The following is an 18,716-nucleotide window of genomic DNA, read 5'->3' on the forward strand; positions in this document are numbered from 1 at the left end:
CCTGGTGGGGAGTGAGAGATATGGCGAAAGAGGCAACTGATCACCGGCGTGGCTTTCAGGGCAAGATCGGCCGCTATGTGGCCGACTCGCAACCGTGGTGGCCGACGCCCCAGCTACCGCCGGACGGGAGTCCGGACATCGTGTACCTCGTTCTCGACGACGTGGGATTCTCCGACCTCGGGTGCTATGGATCGGAGATCCCGACACCCAACATCGACGCACTCGCGAGTGGAGGCCTGCGCTACACCAACTTCCACGTGACGCCGTTGTGCTCACCGACGCGCGCGTGCTTGCTGAGCGGCCGCAACCACCACTCGGTGGGGATGGGCAGCCTCACGGCATATGACACGGGATTCCCCGGCTACCGTGGTGGCATCAGCCGGGCCGCCACGCTCGCGCCGGAGTTGCTGCGTGACTACGGGTACAACACGTTCTGCGTCGGCAAATGGCATCTGACGCCCGCCGACGAGGCCACCGTGATCGGTCCCTACGACCAGTGGCCACTGGGTCGCGGATTCGACCGATTCTACGGCTTTCAGGATGCCGAGACCGATCAGTTCGCGCCGACGCTGGTAGCCGACAACCACTCGGTCGAACCTCCGCGCGACGAGGGTTACCACCTCACGGCCGACCTCATCGACCGGTCGATCGGGATGATCCGCAGTCAGGTGTCCCTCGCACCGGAGAAGCCGTACTTCCTCTACTTGGCGCTTGGCGCCGCACACGCCCCGCACCAGGCTCCCGACGAGTACCTCCAGCGGTTCCGGGGGCTCTACGACGCAGGTTGGGACGAGATCCGGCGCGCGCGCTTCGAGCGTCAACGTGAGCTGGGCATCGTCGCGGAGGGTACCCAACTGGTCGACCGGAATGACGGGGTCGCGGCGTGGGCGGACCTCAGTCCGGACGAGAAACGCCTGATGGCCCGGTTCCAAGAGGCCTATGCCGCGATGCTGAGTTATACCGACGACCAGATCGGCAGGATCATCGCGGAGCTGAAACGGCTCGGGCGGTTCGAGAACACGCTCTTCCTGTTCATTTCCGACAATGGTGCCAGTCAGGAGGGCGGGCCGGGCGGCGTCGTTGACAACACCCACTTCGTCAACGGCATCACACCGACGCTGGAGGAGTCACTGGCGAGGATCGACGAGATCGGCACCCGCCGCTCCCGCAGCCTGTATCCGTGGGGCTGGGCGCAGGCCAGCAACACTCCGCTGAAGCGCTACAAGCAGAATGCCCACGCCGGCGGGGTCCGTGTTCCGTTCATCGTTTCGTGGCCCGGCCAGATCGCGGAGTCCGGTGGAATCCGCACCCAGTTCCATCATGCGATCGACGTCATGCCGACGACACTGGAAGCCTTGGGCCTGGAAGCTCCGGAGACCTATCGGGGCGTCGAGCAGATGCCCGTGCACGGCCATTCGATGCTGTACAGCTTCGCCGACGCCGCGGCTCCGACGAATCACCGGACGCAGTACTTCGAGATGATCGGGCACCGCGGGATCTGGCAGGACGGCTGGAAGGCGGTCGCTCATCACCCGCAGGGCGCTGACTTCGACCAGGACGAATGGGAGCTCTACCACGTCGACGAGGACCTTTCCGAGGCCGTCGATCTCGCGCGGGAGCACCCGGACAAGCTGAAAGAAATGGTAGAGCTGTGGTGGTCCGAGGCCGAGAAATACGGAGTGCTGCCACTCGACGACCGGTGGACCAAGCTGCTGGCCACCCAGCGGAACCGTAAGCCGGGCGCCTCCGCCGGCAAGACGTCCTTCCGGTTCCACAACGGAATCAGCCACGTGCATCACCGTGGAGCGCCGAGGCTCGTCCGACGGTCCTGGGACATCGACGTGACCATCGATGAATTCTCGCGTGGGCACGAAGGCGTGCTCGTGGCGCACGGCAACGTCGCTTCGGGCTACGTGGTTTACGTGCGCGACGGAAAGCTCGTTCTCGACTACAACTACTTCTCCCGGCACACGGTCGTGTCCACCGCCGAGCCGATCCCCGAGTCGGCCACCAAGCTGACCGTCCAATTCCGCAAGGAGGCCGAAGGAACCGGCGGCACCGTCACCTTGCTCGCGGACGGTGTCCCCCTGGGACAGGGAACGCTGGAGAGCACGATGCCGGTCATGATTTCCTGGACCGGACTCGAGATCGGCGGCGACAGGCTCGCGCCGGTCTCCGACGACTACGCCGCACCGTTCGAATACACCGGAGTGATCCACACGGTCGATTTCGCCCTTCTGTGAGCGGGTGAGCCGCGAGGACCCCTTGAGGCGCAGGTTCCCCCGACGAGGAGAGCGACATCAGATGAGCGACATCAGATGAAGGCATACCAGGCACTGGCCGCCGAGCTGGTCGAGCAAGGTGTCCACACCGCGTTCGGTCTGATGGGTGATGCGAACATGCAGTTCGTCGCCCATTACTCCGGAGCGCTGGGCCGGCGGTTCGTCGGTGCCACTCACGAGGCGGGCGGGGTCGCGGCCGCGGACGGCTACTTCCGCATGACCGGCGAGGTCGCCTTCGCCAGCGTGACGCACGGTCCGGGCATCACCAACACCGTGACCGCGCTGACGGAGGCGGCCCGCAACCGCAGCGAGATCGTGGTGCTGACCGGCGACACCCCGCCGGTGCGCACCTGGACCCAGATGATCGACATCGGGGCGGTGGTGGCGCCGACCGGCGCCGGCTACGAGCGGGTCTATTCCGCCGAGTCGGTCGTGTTCGACCTCCGGCGGGCGCTCCACCGGGCGCGGACCGAGCGCCGTCCGGTGGTCCTCAATCTGCCGTACGCGCTGATGCAGGGCGAGGCCGACGCGCCGCGGAACCGGGTGCCGACCGCGACCCGCGTGGTGGACGGCACGCTCGAGGAGGAGACGCTCGAGGGCGCGCTCGACCTGATCGCCGGGGCGAAGCGCCCTGTCATTCTCGCCGGCCGTGGGGCAGCGGCCTCGGGAGCGCGCGAGGACCTGCTGGCGCTGGCGGAGCTCCTCGGCTGCCCGGTCGCCACGACACTCCTCGGCCGCGACCTGTTCGCCGGGCACCCCCTCAATGTCGGGATCTGCGGCAGCCTGGCGTCCAGCGTCGGCACCGAGATCCTCATGCAGGCCGATTGCCTTCTCGCCTTCGGCGCCGGGCTCAACCGCTACACCACGTTCGTCGGAGAACTGACGCAGGGCAAACGGATCCTCCAGGTCGACACCGACCTGACCAACGTCGGTCTCTACACCCCGGTCGACCATGTGGTCCACGGGGACGCGGCGACCGTGGCCCGGCGTCTCACCGAGGTGCTGACCGAAGCCGAGTTCGAGGGCTCCGGGTGGGGGCGGAAGTTCAGCGAGCGGTTGACGGCGTACCGGCCCACCGACGAGTTCGAGGACAGGTCCGCCGACGGCTGCGTCGACGTGCGCTCGGCCGTGGTCCGGCTCGACAAGGTCCTCCCGGCGGACCGCAACGTCGTCACCGACGTGGGCCGGTTCATCATGGCCGCCTGGCGGTTCATGACCGTCACCGACCCGCTGCGCTTCACCCACACCAGCACCTTCGGCTCGATCGGGCTGGGGCTCGGGACCGCGATCGGCGCGGCCGTTGCGTCGCCGGAGCGGCTGACGGTCGCGATCATGGGCGACGGTGGCTTCATGATGACCGCGGGGGAGCTCAGCACCGCGGTCCGGCACAAGGTCCCGCTCCTGGTGATAGTGCTCAACGACGGTGCGTACGGTGCGGAGTACACCAAGCTCAAGAACCACGGCGACGACCCTGACTTCTCTCTCGTCGAGTGGCCCGACATAGCCGAGGTCGGTTCGGCGATGGGGGCCCAGGTGCTCAAGGTCACCCGGGTCGACGAGCTCGACCGGGTCGGGAAGCTGGCGCAGGACCTCCGCGGGCCCTTGCTCGTCGACGTCCGGCTCGACCCGAGGCTGGACGTCGGGCACTGGTGATCAGGGAAGGGGTTCGTGGTCCGGTGAGCGAAGGTGCGACGAAGCCGTACACGAGGTACGTGCTCGCCCGTCATCCCGTCGGCCTTCCGGTGGCCGAAGACTTCCGCCTGGAGCACGGGCCGGTGCCCGAGCCGGATGAGGGCCAGGTGGTCGTGGAGCACACGCACCTCGGGCTCGCTCCGGCCGCCCGGGTGCGGATGACGCCGGCGCTCCCGGGCGAGGCGGTGAAGCTGCGCATCGGCGAGACCGTCTACGGGGCGGCGTCGGGCAGGGTCGTCGCCTCGAAGAACCCCGCGTTCCCGGTCGGGACCCACGTCGCCTCGGTCGATGGTGGCTGGCAGACGCACGCGGTCTCCGACGGAGCCGATCTCACGGCCATCGACATCGATCTCGCGCCGGCGAGCGTCTGGATGGGGCTGCTGGGTGTCAGCGGGTTCACCGGCTATGTGGGGCTGGAGGAGATCGGGCGTCTCCGGCCGGGGGAGACGCTCGTGGTCTCCGCGGCGGCCGGCGCGGTCGGCTCGTTCGTCGTCCAGATGGCGAGGCTGCGCGGCGCGCGCGTCGTGGGTGTCGCCGGTGGGCCGGAAAAGTGTCGTCTCGTGGAGCGCAGGCTCGGCGCCGACGTGTGTGCCGACCACCGGTCCGCCTCCTTCGCCGAGCAATTGGCGGCCGCTTGTCCCGATGGGGTGGACGTCTACTTCGACAACGTCGGCGGCAGGGTCCGGGACGCCGTGTGGCAGCACATGAACGAGTTCGGACGGGTCGTGGTCTGCGGCCAGGTGTCGCAGTACAGCCTCACCGAGCCCGAGCCGGGACCGGGCTGGTACGAGATCATGCTCAGGCGACTGCTCGTCCAGGGGTTGTTCTGGCGTACCCACCTCGACCGGATGGCGGATTTCCGCCGCGAGGTCGGCGGCTGGGTGAGGAGCGGCGACGTCGTCGCCCTCGAGGATTTCGTGGACGGTCTCGAGTCGTGCCCCGCCGCGTTCAGCGCGATGCTCGCGGGCCGCTATACGGGGAAAGTCGTGGTCAGGCTCTCGTGAGGTTCCTACGTCAGTGTTGCCGGTCCGCGTATTCGAGCGTCCATTTCGAGATGGCGTCGAGATGCCGGGCCATGACCGAGGTGGCTCGCTCCACGTCGCCGGAGATGAGGGCGTTGTAGATCGCCAGGTGCGCGCGATGGCTCGCGTGAGCGTCCGCCGTGACCACCTCTTCGCTCGCCGGCTGGCGCCTGGCCTCGTTCACGAACTCGGACTGGAGTTCCATGAGGATCTCGGCGAACAATCCGATGGCGGAGTTCCCGCTCAGGTCGGCCAGTTCGAGGTGGAAGCTGCGCAGGAAGCGGGTCGACCCCGACGCCTTGGTGACCTCGACCTCCGCGTCGAGGATCCGGCGCAGCCTGTCGGCGACCTGCGGGTCGCGTGCCTGCTGCGCGACCATTCGGACGCAGCTCAACTCGAGCGCCCGGCGGGCTTCTACGACGGTCTGGACGTCCGCACGGCGATAACGGAGGTACAGGGCCGCGGCACGGCGGACGGCGCGCGCAGGCGGAGCCTCCACGACCAGGCCACCGCCGGGGCCTCGCCTCATCCGCGCGGTCCCGTGGTGCTCCAGCAGCCGCACCGCCTCCCGCAGGACCCCTCGGCTCACGCCGAACTGCTCGATGAGGGAGGCTTCGGAGCCGATGATCTCGCCGATCGGCCAGCCCGCGTCGACGATGCGCTGTTCGATCTGCTCCGCGATCTGCTCGGCGAGCTTGACCCCGTCTCCGTTGTCCCCGGCCATGCGATTCCGTCCTGTCGCAGCACTGAGTCGTGAGCCCCTCTCGATTAGGGGATCCTCTGTGCTAAAGCATTAGTTCATTGTAAGAGGAACGGGTCACCCGGGCCGGTTCACGCGCTCGGTGATTCGCCAGCCGTTCTCGGTGCGACGGAGCTTGTCGCGGTATGTGGAGAACATTTTGATCTGTGGCGTGGCGTTGGTCGACGTGACGAACATGAAGTAGGAGACGGCTTCGGCCTGGTCGTGGTCGATGGTCACCGAGACCGGCATCGTGACGTGCCGGTTGTGCGATCCGGCGCCGGTCAGTCCCGAGTCCCGGCGGCCCTGCGACGCGGCGATGATCGCCTCGAGCCCGGTTTGCGTCGTGCCCCCGGCCGACCAGGTGGCGTCCCGGGTGTAGACGCGGTCGTAATCGGTGAGCTCTCCCTCATCGGCGAGAAAGGCGGCGAGCAGGAGCACCGCGCGGATCTCGGCGTCGTCGTCCGAGGGCATCGTGGGGGCTCCCTGTTGCGTGCGAGTGGCGCGACTGACGGAACTATATCAGTACTCTCTATGTGTCACGGCGGTCGCAAAGGAGGCTGGAGGCGCTCCGGGCCGGCGTACTCAGGACGACGGGCGGATCAGTGCTTCCTGCGTGACCGACGCGACGAGCTCGCCGTCGTGGTCGAAGACGAGGCCGCGGCAGAGGGCGCGACCGTTGCCCGCCCAGGGGCTTTCCTGCTCGTAGAGCAGCCATTCGTCGGCGCGGAAGGCGCGGTGGAACCAGACGGCATGATCCAGGCTGGCGAACACCAGCCCGGGGCCGCCGACGAAACGGGCGTGCGGAGCCAGCGCGACGCTGAGCAGCAGGACATCCGAGGCGAACGCGGTGGCGCCGAGGTGCACGAGCGGATCCGCCGGAAGCTCTTCCGGGGTGCGGAACCAGAAGCGCTGCCGTGGCTCGGAGGATTCGCCGCGGACGGCGGCCACCCGGCGCAGGGGGCCGTCGAAACGAAGGTCGAGCGGCACGGCCTTCGTCAACCCCCGGAACCACGCGAGGTCGTCCTCTCCCGCAGCGGCCATCGTCTCGTGTCCAGGCGGGAGCGTGTCCGGGTCGCGGCCGTGCGCGCGTGGTGTCTGATGCGACCAGCCGTCCTCACGGTCGTGGAACGAGGCGGTGAGGACGAAGATCTCCTTGCCCGCCTGCCGCGCCGTGACTCGCCTGGCCGAGAAGGCGCTGCCGTCCCGGATGCGGTCGACGTGGTAGTCGAGTGGCAGCGTGGCGTCCCCGCCGAGCAGGAAGTGGGCGTGCAAGGAGTGGGGCGGCCGGCGTTCGCCGACGGTGCGGCCCGCCGCGACGAGCGCCTGCCCGAGCAGTTGCCCGCCGAAGACGCGTCGTGCGCCCGCACCACGGGCGCCGGCCCGGAACACGTCCGGGCCGGCAGCCTGCAAGGTCAGCAGCGTGGTGACGTCGGGTGCCGCGCCCTCCGGCCGCACCCGGTCCGCCGCGGGCGGAACCGCAGGGTGGTTCATTTCCGCGAGGTTCCTCAGCCCAGTGGGCGAAAGAGCGGGATCTTCCAGCCGTCGGAGATGGGGGAGAAGAACACCTCGACCCGGTCGCCGATGGCCACCTCCCCGGGATCGGCCCCGACGATGTTCGAGACGAGCCGGGCGCCGGGGGCGTCCGGCAGGTCGAGCACGGCGGCGATCATCGTGATGTCGGGGATGCCGGGAAACCCGTGCAGCACCGAGAAGCTGAACACCTCGGCGACGCCGGAGAGCTCCGTCCACTCGACCTCGCGGGACTGGCACTGCGGGCAGAACGGTGTGGGCGGCAGGCGGAAGTGGCCGCACTCACCGCATTTCGGAGCGACGAGCCGGTCCTCTTTCGCGGCCTGCCAGAACGGTTCGGTGTAGCCGTCGGTGGTGATGCTGACCTTGTCGGCGGGGAGGGCGGCGGAGGTCACGGGCGCGCTCATGTGGCCTTCCCGAGGATCAGGCCCGAGACGGGCAGGTGGGCGGGGCCGCCGGTGACGAGCGCGAGCTCGGCGCCGGCGACCTGGTTGATCGCGGTGCCGCGCATCTGCTCGACACCTTCCTTGATGTGGGTCATGCCGATGATGTAGGCCTCCGACAGCTGCCCGCCGTGCGTGTTGACCGGGAGGGAACCGCCCTTGTACCGCAGCGCGCCGGACTCGACGAACGGGCCGCCTTCGCCCTTCTTGCAGAAGCCGTAGTCCTCCAACTGCATGAGGACCATCGGGGAGAAGTGGTCGTAGATCAGGGCCACGTCGATGTCGTCCGGGGTCACGCCCGCGCGGCCGAACAGGTGCCTGGCCACCGGCGCGTGCCCGGAGGAGGCGAAATCCTCCCGCGGCATCCCGTACCAGCCGAAGGCGCGGCCCCAGTCGCGGTGCCCGCCGTGCGCGGCGGCGACGACCGGCACCGGCTTCTGCCTGAGATCCTTGGCGCGCTGCGCCGACGTGGTGATCACCGCGACGGCGCCCTCGGTTTCGAGGCAGAAGTCCAGCAGGCACAATGGGTCCGCGATCATCCGGGCGGCGAAGTAGTCGTCCTTGGTGAGCGGGTCCTTCATGATCGCCTTCGGCCGCGTCGCCGCGTTGAGCCGCTGGGAGATCGCGATCTCGGCGAACGCTTCGCGGCGGGTGCCGTAGTCGTGCATGTGCCGCCGCGTGAGGACCGACATCATGTGCCCGGGACCGGACAGGCCCGACGGCTGCACGAAGGAGCCGAGCGGGTTCGGCGGCTTGATCGCCATGACCTGGCCGAGCCGGGCCTTGGCCTGCTGCAGGGCCATCACCGTCACGACGACGTCGGCATCCCCGGCGACGATCGCCGCGCGGGCCAGTCCGATCGAGCCCGCGGCGCCGCCACCGCCGGCGGTGAGGCTCGCGGTGAACGTCACCTCGGGGATGCCGAGGGTCTCCATGAACTCGGCGGTGTCCATCGCCTGGCCGTAGCCCCCGCCGGCGCCGGAGTAGTAGGCGAACCCGTCGATGTCGGTGACCGGCAGCCCGGCGTCCTCGCACGCGGCGAGGATGGCGCTGCCGGCGAGCTCGGTGATCGTGCGGGGCTGCGACTGACCGCGGCGGTAGTACTCGGTGGCGCCCACGCCGACGATCGCGACGTCCCCGGCCGTCATGATCGGCCGCCGGGGTGGTGGGCGGTGTGCTGTAGCGTCATTCGTCGCCTCCACAGTGTTCTGCCGGATCCGGGTGCTCCCGGACCGGCTGTCCGGTCAGGACGGTCCGGCGCTGCCGCCGGCGACCGTCACGCGATCGCGTCGCGCAGGAAAGGGGCGTCCTCGAGGGCACGCAGGGTGTCGTTGAGGTGGGTGCAGGTCGAGGTTCCCGTGAAGGTGCGCCGGACGTGGCCGCGCAAACCCGCCAGCGGCAATCCCGCGAGACGGCCGGCGCTCGCCACGGCGGCCGGGCACTCGACCCAGGGCAGTGCCCGCGGGGTCGCCTCGCAGGAACGGATCCTGTCGCCGTCGAACTCGACGTCCACCGTGTACTCGTGGATCACGGTCTCCCGCCCGTCCGCACCCATGTAGGAGTCGCGGAACAGAACGTCCACTCCGGACTCCGTCACGTCCATGCGGCGGTGCCTGCGCATCCCGTGTGCGGGCAGCGGCGGCAGCTCGTGCCACGCCCAGGGGTCCGAGGTGGCCAGGGGAAGGGCTTCCGGTCCCGTGACGAGGGGGCCCCGTCCGGTGGCGTCGAAGCTGTTCATGATGGTTCCCCCGTCGGCGAATCCCGCGCACATGTCGCGCCCGAAGTCCGGGCGGCCGATGAGCTCCTGCGGTCCGTCCGGGTCGCTTGACCGCCCCGCCATGTAGGCGTGGCCGGACACCAGCGTCGTGACCGGGACGTCGTCCATGAGCTGGTGCAGCAGGCTTGGCAGGTCCGGATCGGCCGCGAGCACCCGTGCGCGGAATCCCGAACCGACACCCTCGCCGGTCAGGGACCGCAACGACGGGCGGGGTGGGGCGGTGGTCAGCTCCTGCAAGATCCAGCCGCCGGTGAAGTCGACCTGTGCGGTGTACGCCGCGCGGGCGAGCTCCACCGGAGTGCCGTCGGCGCCGGTGCGAAGGTCACGCCCGGAGCCGACGAGCAGGAGCGGTCCCTCGACTCCGTCCGGCCGCAGCATGTCCGTGGTGACCGTACGGCGCACGGAGCGCGGTGCGCGCTCCGGCGTGCCGCTGGTCGGTTCGTGGATGCCGTGGCGTGGGTGAAGCGGGCCAAGGAAAGCCGTTGTCCCCACAGTGCTTCATCTCCCGGGCGTGCCGATGAAAATGTCATTTTCAGTAGATCGCCCGGGTGGTCCGGTTGTCAATGTGCTGATCACAACAGGCGTGCCGGCGTGGCGGCCTGTCGCGGTCGCGTCAGCCTGGGCCGCCGGTGTGGCGCCGTGCCGGCGCAAAGCCGCCGGCTGACCGTCACCGCCGGGCGAAGAACTCACGGGACGGGCGTCCTGCGACGTCCTCGCGGACCCGGCGCCGCAGGAGCTTCCCCGTCGGAAGGCGGGGCAGCTCGCGGGTGAAGGTGATCTCGCGCGGGCATTTGAACCCCGCCAGCTGCTCCCGGCAGTGGGCGAACAGTTCGTCGGCGAGCGCGCGGCCGGCGTGCGCGGTGGGATCCGGCTGCACCACGGCCAGCACACGCTGTCCCATCTCCTCGTCCGGAGCGCCGATCACCGCTGCGTCGAAGACGTTCTTGTTGCGGCACAACGTGTCCTCGATCTCCTGCGGGTAGATGTTCACGCCGCCGGAGAGGATGAGGTCGACCCGGCGGTCGGACAGGTAGAGATAGCCGTTCGCGTCGAGATGGCCGACGTCGCCGAGGGTGCTCCAGCCGCGGTCGTTGAACGCGCCCGCCGTCTTCTCGGGATCGTTGTGGTAGCGGAACCGGGCGGTGCCCTCGAACCAGATGGTGCCGATCTCGCCGGGTGGGAGCTCGTTCCCGTCGTCGTCCAGCACGTGCGCGGTCCCATAGCTCGCCCGCCCCACGGAGCCGGGGTGGGCGAGCCACTCCTCGCTGCCGATGGTGAAGAAACCGTTGCCCTCGCTGCCCGCGTAGAACTCGTGCACGATCGGGCCGAGCCAGTCGATCATGCCGCGCTTGACCTCCGGCGGGCACGGCGCGGCCGCGTGCACGACGACCCGCAGGCTGCCGAGGTCGAACCGCCGCCGGTCGGCCGCGGGCAGCCGGAGCAGCCGCCGCATCATCGTCGGGACGAACTGCACGTGCGTGACGCGGTGGCGCTCGATCAGCTCAAGGGTCTCGAGCGCGTCGAAGCGCTCCATGGCGACCGCGGTGCCACCGGCGCGCTGCGTCGCCATGGACCAGGCGAGCGGCGCGGCGTGGTAGAGCGGCCCGGGGCAGAGGTAGACCATGTCGGCACCGAAGCCGAACCCCTCGCGCATCAGGCCGTCGAACGTGCCCGGGGTGCCGACCGGAACGCGGACGGCCTCGCGGGCGATTCCTTTGGGATGTCCGGTCGTCCCCGACGAATAGAACATCGAGAACCCTTCCCAGGCTTGGGGAAGGCCCTCCGGTGCACCGGTGACGGGAGGTGGCTCGGCGTCGATCTCCAGCAGCGTCACCGAAGGCACGTCCCGGGCGATGCGCCGGGCGAGGCCGGCGTGGGCCCGCGACGCGACCAGCACGGCCGCGTCGCAGTCCGCGACGATGTACGCGGCCTCTTCAGGCGTCAGGTGCCAGTTGACCGGCGTGTAGTACAGGCCGGTGCGCTGTGCCGCCCACGCGAAAGGGAACAGCTGGGGCTCGTTGCCGAACAGCAGCGCGATGTGGTCGCCGAAGCGGAGGCCCTGCGCGGCCAGGAGCGCGGCGGCCCGGTCCGTCTGCGCGCGCAGCCGCCCGTACGAGAGGGCGCCGCCGCCCCCCATGACGAGCGCGGGTTTGCCGACGGGTGCGGCCGCACCGAGCGTCGCGGCCGCATGGTCGGTGCCGGTCATGTGAAGCTCACCTCGATCCGGACAAACATCTAACTAGTTTACAGATTTAGCCTTATTGAACAACCGTCGAGCCGACCAGGTCCGGGGTGACGAAGTGGGCACGGTCGTCGAATGCGCCGTGCACGACATCGGGCCGGTCGACCTCGTCGATCAGCAGGACAACGTCCTCGTCGGCGCGGATCGCATCGACCAGCGGTCAGGTGAGCAGGTACTGCTCACCGAAGACATCGTCCCGCGCCGAATCCCAGCCGCCCACCCGGCTCGCCTGGATGAGTCAGGCGCCATCCGTCATCGCGTCGACGATCGTCTTGTCCTGGTGCATCCGGGCCACGCGCTCCTCCAGCAGGAACATCTGATCGCGCCAGAAGGTCGCCGCGTCGTCGGCCCTGCCCGCCGCGACGAGGCGCATGGCCTTCGTCACGGCCTTCCGCGTCGCCAGGTCGTTCTCGGTGGTGGTGCCGGTCATCGCATCCAGCAGCTCGTGCCGGATGACCTCCGTGAGCGTGCTGTGGAGCAGCTGAAGCGTCTTGTTGCCCGCGAGCTCGAACAGCAGCCGGAAGAAGTCGAGCCACGCCTCGGCGCGCCGCCGGGGAGCCTTGGCGAGGGCCACCTGGTCGAAAGCCGCCAGGAGCCGGTCCGCCGCGGCGGCCCGGTCCTCACGCTGGGCGATGAGACGCAGGGCGACAGGCTCGATCAGCGCCCGCGCCTGGAACACGTCGCTCAGCAGGACGCCGTCGACCTGCATGAGGAGCCCGAGGTAGCGGGAGGCCACGGTGACGTTCGGCCGCGTCACCCGGGCGCCGCCCCGGGGACCGCGCCGGACGGCGATCAGCTGCTCGGACTCCAGGATCCGGAAGGCTTCGCGCAGTGAAGGCCGCGAGACTCCGAACCGCGCCATCAGCTCGGCCTCGCTGGGCAGGGCGGCGCCCTCGGGTATCTCGCGATGGACGATCTGCGAGCGGATGGTCCGCGCGATCACCTCGGCCGTCTTGGGGACGCGGACGCGATCGACGTCCACGGAACGCGGGCCCTTCGGCGTCTGCGGCAGGTCCTGCGGCTCGACGGCGGGCTCCATACCCGCGGCTCCCCTCGGCTCGGCGCGCTTGAAAGTTAAATGATACACCTCAAAGCCTCCTCTCGGCGCGCGCGGACGGAACCACCGAGCTCGATGTCAAGGGACCATCGGTATCCCGAAGCTATCCGTTGTATTATCTATATGATAATTTCATTCGTCGGAGCACCCGGCTCGATGTGCCGCGATCGATCCGGCCTTCGCTGTGGGCGATGCATCGCGCGCAAAGGAGTACCAGTCGATGCTGGAAGAGTTCGACGCCGTCTGCCCGGATGGGATGCTGGCCGACCAGGTTCTGATCGTGACCGGTGCGAGCCAGGGGATCGGCGAGGCCGCCGCCTACGGCTTCGCCCGCGCCGGCGCTTCCGTGGTGCTGGCGGCCCGCCGTGGCGAGGTGGTCGAGAAGCACGCCGCAAAGATCAGGAATGCCGGCGGGAAGGCGATCGGCGTTGCTGTCGACGTGACTCGAGAAGCCGATGTCGAAGCCATGGTGGCGCTGGCCGTCAGTGAATTCGGGCGGTTGGACGGTGCATTCAACAACGCCGGCATCGAGCAGACCCCGCCAGGGCCGATGCACGAGGTGACGCTGGATCAGTGGCGCGACATTCACGCCGTCAAGATCGACGGCGTGTTCCTCTGCGTCAAGCACGAGGTGCAGGCGATGTTCGGCAGCGGCGGCGCGATCGTCAACCACGGCTCCGTTGTCAGCGAGCGGCCGCTTCCGCACTATCCGGCGCCCGCGTCGTCGCAGGGTGCCATCCCCGCGTTGACGCGGACCGCGGCGGTCACCTACGCCGAGCAGGACATCCGGGTGAACATGATCGCGACGGGCGCGATCCTGACGCCGGAGCGAGCGGCGCATCGCACGGCGGAGACCGAGATCTACCAGCCCGATGTCGCCAGGAAGATCTGTCCACTCGGCCGGTTCGGCACGCCTCGTGAGATCGCCTCGACCGCGGCATTCCTGCTCTCGCCGTGGTCGTCCTACCTGACCGGGGCCGTGGTTCCCGTCGACGGCGGCAACACGGCCGGCAACGTACGCTGACCGTGGTCCTCATGCGTCCGGTGGGCTGACAAGCCGCGGGCCGGCCACGGCCGGCCCGCCGTCGAGAAGGAAAAGACCAGCCCGAATACGAGCACGGCCGTCTGTGCGTAAGCGGGAAGTCGTGGAACTCGATGGCGACCCCGAGGAACGCGGAGATCACGGTGCGCACGGGCCGTCGGCCGCCGCCAGGTGAGGTGTCGCTGGCAGACAGGTTTTTCGCGACGATTCGCCGGACATCGCGACTGCTTCGCCCGGCCGGGTTCGGGCCAACGGGCGGTCGTCTCGCGCGCTAGACTCAACCTGGAAAATAGTATCCTGTATGTGTCGAGAGGGCCGATGTGGTGACCGAGCTACGTCAGGATGTGCGGACGGTCGTCGTGGTCGGCGGGTCCGGTGGCATAGGCGGCGCGATCGCGCAGGCGTTCGCCGGGGAACCGGACACGACTGTGATCGCCACGGCCGCGACCGAGGCGGAACTCGAGCAGGCCCGGGTCGATCCACGGCTGACGAACGTCGATCTCCGGCATCTCGACGTACGCAGCGACGACGGCGTCGGCGATCTGATGGCCGGCATCGGCAGGCTCGACGTTCTGGTGAACGCCGCCGGCGTCCCAGCCGGACCGAAGGACTTTGAGATCGACGGGTTCGTGCGCACGATCGAGGTGAATCTCGTCGGGACCGCCCGGGCCAGTTATGCCGCCTATCCGTTGCTCAGGGCTGCGCGCGGCTCGGTGATCAACCTTGCTTCGGTGATGAGTTTCCGTGGTAGCGCCACGGGGCCGGCGTACGCCGCGTCGAAGGGCGGCGTCGTCCAGCTGACCAAGAGCCTTGCCGCCGCCTGGGCTCCCGAGGTGCGGGTCAACGCCATCGCACCAGGATTCATCGACACGCCCATGACCGCGAACATCCGTGGCGATGCCGCCCGCAACAACCGGATAATCGAGCGCACCCCCGCCGGGCGGTGGGGCAGGCCGGACGAAATCGCCGATGCGGCGACGTTCCTCGCCTCCGCCGCGGCGAACTTCGTCAACGGGACCGTGCTGGCGGTTGACGGCGGCTATCTCGCGCTCTGATCCGGTTTCAGATGAAACCGCCTTTCACCGTGTGAACTGCTGGCGAAGGCGCGCCTTGTCCACCTTGCTGAGACCGCGTCGAGGGAGTTCGGCGACGATCTCGAGCTGCTCGGGCAGCTTCTGCCGCATCACGTCGGCGCGAAGCAGATGGTCCGTCAGGTCCGGCAGCTCCAACGGGGCGGCGTCGTGGCGTGGCACGATCACGGCGCACACGCGTTCGCCGCGTTCGCGATCGGGTAGTCCCACGACGGCCACCTCCGCGACCGCCGGATGGGTCGCGATCAGTTGCTCGAGCTCCTGTGGCGCGATCTTTTCGCCCTTGCGGATGATCAGGTCCTTGATCCGCCCGGTCACCTCGACGTACCCGTCGGAATGCATCCGCGCACGGTCGCCGGTGCGGAACCAGCCGTCGGCGGTGAACGCGGTCGCGTCGTGCTCGCCATTCGCGTAGCCGAGACACGTCTGGGCCCCGCGTACCTGCACTTCGCCGTTCACCCCGGCCGGTGCGACCGCGCCATCGGCCCAGATGCGGACCTCGAGCCCCGGAACCGGCCGCCCTTCGGTGTTCGTCAGCTGCTCGTCGGAGTCCGAGGGCGACGCCACGCACACCATGGGGCATTCGGTCATCCCGTAGCTGTGCATGAGTTTCGCCCCCAGCTCGTCGCGGACCTCGCCGTAGAGGTTCGGCGGGCAAGGAGCGCCGCCGCCCGTGAGCTTGCGCAGCGCAGGCAGCAGGGTCTCCCCCGGCCTCCTGCGCTGTTCGGCGAGCAGTGCCTGGTAGAACGCGGGGCCGCCCCCGAACATCGTGACGGCGTGGGCCCGCAGCGCGTCGATGCTCCCGGGGAGTGCGAAGGCCTCGAACAGCACGATCTTGCGACCGTGCATCAGCACCGACATCAGCTGCAGCGGCCCACCGATGTGCGCGACGGGAAAGGGCATCGCGACCACCTCGTCGGCCTCCTCCCCGGCCCGGCCGCGAATCACCATGGCGCGCGCCGACATCAGCAGCGTCCGGTCGCTGTGCAGGACCCCCTTCGGTGTGCCGCTGGAGCCGGAAGTGAAGAACACCCAGGCCACCTCGGTGCCGTCCCCGCCGACTAGGGGCGGCTCGGCGAGGGCGGACGCGCTTTCGGTGAAGGCGTCATCGATCGTGATGACCTCGGGCGCGGTAGGGACTGCGCGACCCATCGCGACATGGTCGACACCGCGCCACACGCCTGGCACCAGCAGGAAAGTCGCCTGCGAGTCGGCGATGGCGGCGTCCAACTCGCGCTGGCGGTACTGCGCGATGATCGGCGCCTGGATCGCGCCCAGCCGCGACAGCGCGAGACACACCAGGACGGCGTCGAGCCGGGTGGGCAACTGCCACGCCACCCGGCTGCCTCTGCCGACACCGCGCGCGGCGAGCGCGGCGGCCATGGCCGCCGTCCGTTCCCGCAGTTGCCCGAACGTCACCGGGCGGCCCTGCTCATCGATCAGGCCGACCTCGTCGGCGGATCGCTCCGCCCTCAGCAGGAGGAGCTCGCTGAGGGTGTCAGCCTGCAGGAGGCCGGCCGCGAAGATGTCCCCTTGATCGGTCGCTTCGATCGTCATCGCACCACCGGTTCACGACGCGTGGCCATAATAGGTACGCTGAATTATCCATCGGCTCGCGACGAACTATACCCTCGCGTGGCGAACGTCGGCCTTGTCGCACGTCAGGGTCACGACACACCCATCGCCGTCATCCTGTGACCCACCCCTTGCGTCTCAGCATTTGAGAACGCGGTCAGCCCTGGCTGACGACCGGGCGATGTGCCGGGCGCATCTATTGACACCACCAGTGAAACAGATAAGAGTATCCCTTATAGTCACGCCTGGTGGGGAGTCCGTGTCATGCCGATGATGTTGCCGCCGGACCTTGGGGCGACCGAGCACACGTCGCTCGAAGACATTCCGTGGGCCGTCCTCGACCGCCCGTGGGGCGTCGTCCGCATGCAGCTGATCGCGGTTTCGCTGGCCACCAACACGTTCGTCAACATCATCGACTACCAGGCGGGCACCCAGCTGCAGAAACACCACCACACCGGCCCGGTGCACGCGTACACGATGAAGGGGAAGTGGCACTACCTCGAGTACGACTGGTTCGCCGAGGCCAACTCCTATGTGTACGAACCACCGGGCACCAACCACACCTTGCACGTCGACGAGGACATGCGGGCCTTGTTCATCACCCAGGGCGCGTTCATCTACTTCGACGACAACGATGTGATGACCGGGTACTCCGACGCCCAGACCATGCTGGAGGACGTCAAGGCGGCGCTGGCCAAGCAGGGCCTTGAGTTGCCCGCCTCCGTCGTGAAGAACTGATGCTCGCCGGAGTGTGGCGAGGCGGGGGAGTGCTCGCCGCGGAACCTGACTGGCCGGAGCCGGTGATCGGCGAGGACTCCGTCCTGGTCGACGTGGCCTACTGCGGGTTCTGCGGATCTGACGCGCATATCGTCAGCGGCAGGCTGACCGCCGGCGCCCCGCCCCGTGTTCTGGGTCACGAGGTCTCCGGGGTGGTCGCCGCGGTCGGGGCGCGGGTCTCGGATCTCGCCGTGGGGGATCGGGTCGCGGCCAACTTGTTCGCCGAGTGCGGATCGTGCGACCACTGCAAGCTCGGCCAGCCGCAGTTCTGCCTTCGCCGCCATGTCGGCGCGGCCGGGTTCGCACGCCGTGCGAGCTACCGGCCCGGGCAGCTGTTCCGGCTGCCCGAAACGGTGAGCCTGCGCCACGGTGCCCTGCTCGAGCCCGTGGCGACCGTGCTGCACGCCGTCGAACAGTCGGCCATCCGGGCCGGCGAAGCGGTCCTGGTGCTGGGAGCCGGGCCGCTCGGATTGCTGGCCGTACAGGTCGCGCGGCTGCTGGGAGCCGGGTTCGTGGCGGTCAGCGAACCGGTCTCCAGCAAGCAGGTCACGGCCGCCCGCTTCGCCGACCAGGTGCTGGACGTCAGCGGCGCGACGCTGCGCGAGGCGATGACCTCTGGCGGCGCTGCGCCGTTCGACGTGATCGTCGACTTCTCCGGCTCGGCTGCGGCGATAGGCGATGCCGTGGGCGCGCTGGCCCCGCGTGGCCGCCTCGTCGTCGCAGGCGTGCCCCGTGAGGACGCCACGATCCCGGTTCGGCCGTTCGACCTGTACAACCGGGAACTCACCCTGACCGGCTCCTACACGACGTCCCACACGGCCCGCCGCGCCCTGAACGTGCTGGGCCGCCTGGATCTGGACTCGCTCATCACGACGATCGTGCCGCTGGAGGACGTGGCGGCCGCTTTGCGGCTGCACGGCACCGGGGACGCCTTGAAGATCCTCGTCGCGCCCAACGGCACCGAAGGGCGATCGCCATGGCCGTGATGCCGGTCGAACGGGGAAAGATCCGCGAGTACGCGGTCGCCACGGCCAACGAGCGCGCCGAATACCTGGACGATCCGAAGGCGCCGATCCCGCCGACGTTCCTGGCCACCGTCGTCTTCTGGGAAACCTTGGGCGACGTGTTCGACCTGCCCGAGGCGGTGGCGGCGTGGGCGGACGCCGGCGTCGAACGCGATGTCCGTAATCTGCTTTCCCTGGAACAGGAGTACGTGTTCCACGGCGAGCTGCCCAGGGCGGGCGATGTGCTCACGACGTCGCTGCGCTTCGACGGGGTGGAGGAAAAACACGGGAGAAGCGGCCGGATGCTGCTGGTTCGATTCGCGGTCGAGTTCCGCGGCGACGATGACGTTCTGCGCGCGGAGTGCCGCTACACGTCGGCCTACCTGAACACGCCCGGGAAGGCGTCATGACCGGTACCGATCCGCGGGCCGGCACGCGGT

Annotated in this window: 17 protein-coding genes; 8 read left to right on the forward strand and 9 right to left on the reverse strand. The window is 69.1% G+C overall.

Annotated features, from left to right (window positions below; all coding sequences use genetic code 11):
* Positions 1-20 precede the first annotated feature (20 nt).
* The 3 genes from BM339_RS30255 (at position 21) to BM339_RS30265 (ending at position 4,978) form a co-directional block, all read left to right on the forward strand.
* Positions 21-2,243 carry an arylsulfatase gene (locus BM339_RS30255; RefSeq protein WP_075023057.1) on the forward strand — a complete coding sequence of 741 codons (2,223 nt, stop codon included), beginning with the start codon at positions 21-23 and terminating at the stop codon, positions 2,241-2,243.
* 75 nt (positions 2,244-2,318) lie between these two features.
* Entirely contained in the window at positions 2,319-3,935 is a 1,617-nt protein-coding gene (locus BM339_RS30260; RefSeq protein WP_075023058.1) for a thiamine pyrophosphate-binding protein, read from the forward strand.
* 23 nt (positions 3,936-3,958) lie between these two features.
* The gene (locus tag BM339_RS30265; RefSeq protein WP_024934068.1) at positions 3,959-4,978 is read left to right on the forward strand and encodes an NADP-dependent oxidoreductase; all 1,020 of its coding nucleotides are present in this window, start codon (positions 3,959-3,961) and stop codon (positions 4,976-4,978) included.
* Between the two features lie 10 nt (positions 4,979-4,988).
* Here BM339_RS30265 and BM339_RS30270 read toward each other — a convergent pair whose 3' ends face one another.
* The 8 genes from BM339_RS30270 to BM339_RS30305 form a co-directional block, all read right to left on the reverse strand.
* On the reverse strand, positions 4,989-5,720 hold the full coding sequence (locus tag BM339_RS30270; protein WP_021594001.1) for a FadR/GntR family transcriptional regulator: 732 nt from the start codon (positions 5,718-5,720) through the stop codon (positions 4,989-4,991).
* Between the two features lie 93 nt (positions 5,721-5,813).
* On the reverse strand, positions 5,814-6,209 hold the full coding sequence (locus BM339_RS30275; RefSeq protein ID WP_021594000.1) for a nuclear transport factor 2 family protein: 396 nt from the start codon (positions 6,207-6,209) through the stop codon (positions 5,814-5,816).
* A gap of 111 nt (positions 6,210-6,320) precedes the next feature.
* Complete coding sequence (locus tag BM339_RS30280; protein WP_021593999.1) at positions 6,321-7,229, reverse strand: acyl-CoA thioesterase; 909 nt, start codon at positions 7,227-7,229, stop codon at positions 6,321-6,323.
* Positions 7,230-7,243: 14 nt separating this feature from the next.
* Positions 7,244-7,675: a Zn-ribbon domain-containing OB-fold protein gene (locus tag BM339_RS30285; protein WP_021593998.1), complete on the reverse strand. Its 432-nt coding sequence runs from the start codon at positions 7,673-7,675 to the stop codon at positions 7,244-7,246.
* On the reverse strand, positions 7,672-8,859 hold the full coding sequence (locus BM339_RS30290; RefSeq protein WP_075023059.1) for a thiolase C-terminal domain-containing protein: 1,188 nt from the start codon (positions 8,857-8,859) through the stop codon (positions 7,672-7,674). The genes BM339_RS30285 and BM339_RS30290 overlap by 4 nt, the downstream gene beginning before the upstream one ends.
* A 128-nt stretch (positions 8,860-8,987) precedes the next feature.
* Positions 8,988-9,866, reverse strand: coding sequence for a DUF2889 domain-containing protein (locus tag BM339_RS30295; protein ID WP_083598163.1), 879 nt, complete (start codon positions 9,864-9,866; stop codon positions 8,988-8,990).
* Between the two features lie 289 nt (positions 9,867-10,155).
* Positions 10,156-11,694, reverse strand: a complete 1,539-nt coding sequence (locus BM339_RS30300) for an AMP-binding protein (RefSeq protein ID WP_075023061.1) — start codon at positions 11,692-11,694, stop codon at positions 10,156-10,158.
* A 274-nt stretch (positions 11,695-11,968) separates the two neighbouring features.
* A complete protein-coding gene (locus BM339_RS30305; protein WP_083598131.1) occupies positions 11,969-12,769 on the reverse strand; it encodes a FadR/GntR family transcriptional regulator in 801 nt (266 codons plus the stop codon).
* 238 nt (positions 12,770-13,007) lie between these two features.
* On the opposite strand from BM339_RS30305, the gene BM339_RS30310 reads away from it, so the two are divergent.
* Both BM339_RS30310 and BM339_RS30315 read left to right on the forward strand, forming a co-directional pair.
* A complete protein-coding gene (locus tag BM339_RS30310) occupies positions 13,008-13,811 on the forward strand; it encodes an SDR family NAD(P)-dependent oxidoreductase (protein ID WP_021593992.1) in 804 nt (267 codons plus the stop codon).
* 341 nt (positions 13,812-14,152) lie between these two features.
* Positions 14,153-14,884 carry an SDR family NAD(P)-dependent oxidoreductase gene (locus BM339_RS30315; RefSeq protein ID WP_218163800.1) on the forward strand — a complete coding sequence of 244 codons (732 nt, stop codon included), beginning with the start codon at positions 14,153-14,155 and terminating at the stop codon, positions 14,882-14,884.
* A gap of 24 nt (positions 14,885-14,908) precedes the next feature.
* On the opposite strand, the gene BM339_RS30320 is transcribed toward BM339_RS30315, so the two are convergent.
* Positions 14,909-16,477 carry a class I adenylate-forming enzyme family protein gene (locus tag BM339_RS30320; RefSeq protein ID WP_075023063.1) on the reverse strand — a complete coding sequence of 523 codons (1,569 nt, stop codon included), beginning with the start codon at positions 16,475-16,477 and terminating at the stop codon, positions 14,909-14,911.
* Positions 16,478-16,759: 282 nt separating this feature from the next.
* Here BM339_RS30320 and BM339_RS30325 point away from each other — a divergent pair, with 282 nt between their 5' ends.
* The 3 genes from BM339_RS30325 to BM339_RS30335 are packed head-to-tail and all read left to right on the forward strand — an operon-like array spanning position 16,760 to position 18,686.
* Positions 16,760-17,233, forward strand: a complete 474-nt coding sequence (locus BM339_RS30325; RefSeq protein ID WP_075023064.1) for a 2,4'-dihydroxyacetophenone dioxygenase family protein — start codon at positions 16,760-16,762, stop codon at positions 17,231-17,233.
* Positions 17,233-18,258, forward strand: a complete 1,026-nt coding sequence (locus BM339_RS30330) for a zinc-dependent alcohol dehydrogenase (protein WP_083598133.1) — start codon at positions 17,233-17,235, stop codon at positions 18,256-18,258. The genes BM339_RS30325 and BM339_RS30330 overlap by 1 nt, the downstream gene beginning before the upstream one ends.
* A complete protein-coding gene (locus tag BM339_RS30335; protein WP_083598134.1) occupies positions 18,249-18,686 on the forward strand; it encodes an FAS1-like dehydratase domain-containing protein in 438 nt (145 codons plus the stop codon). Before BM339_RS30330 ends, BM339_RS30335 begins: the two co-directional genes overlap by 10 nt.
* The last annotated feature ends 30 nt before the right edge of the window (positions 18,687-18,716 follow it).

The organism is Actinomadura madurae (assembly GCF_900115095.1).
Lineage (GTDB): Bacteria > Actinomycetota > Actinomycetes > Streptosporangiales > Streptosporangiaceae > Spirillospora > Spirillospora madurae.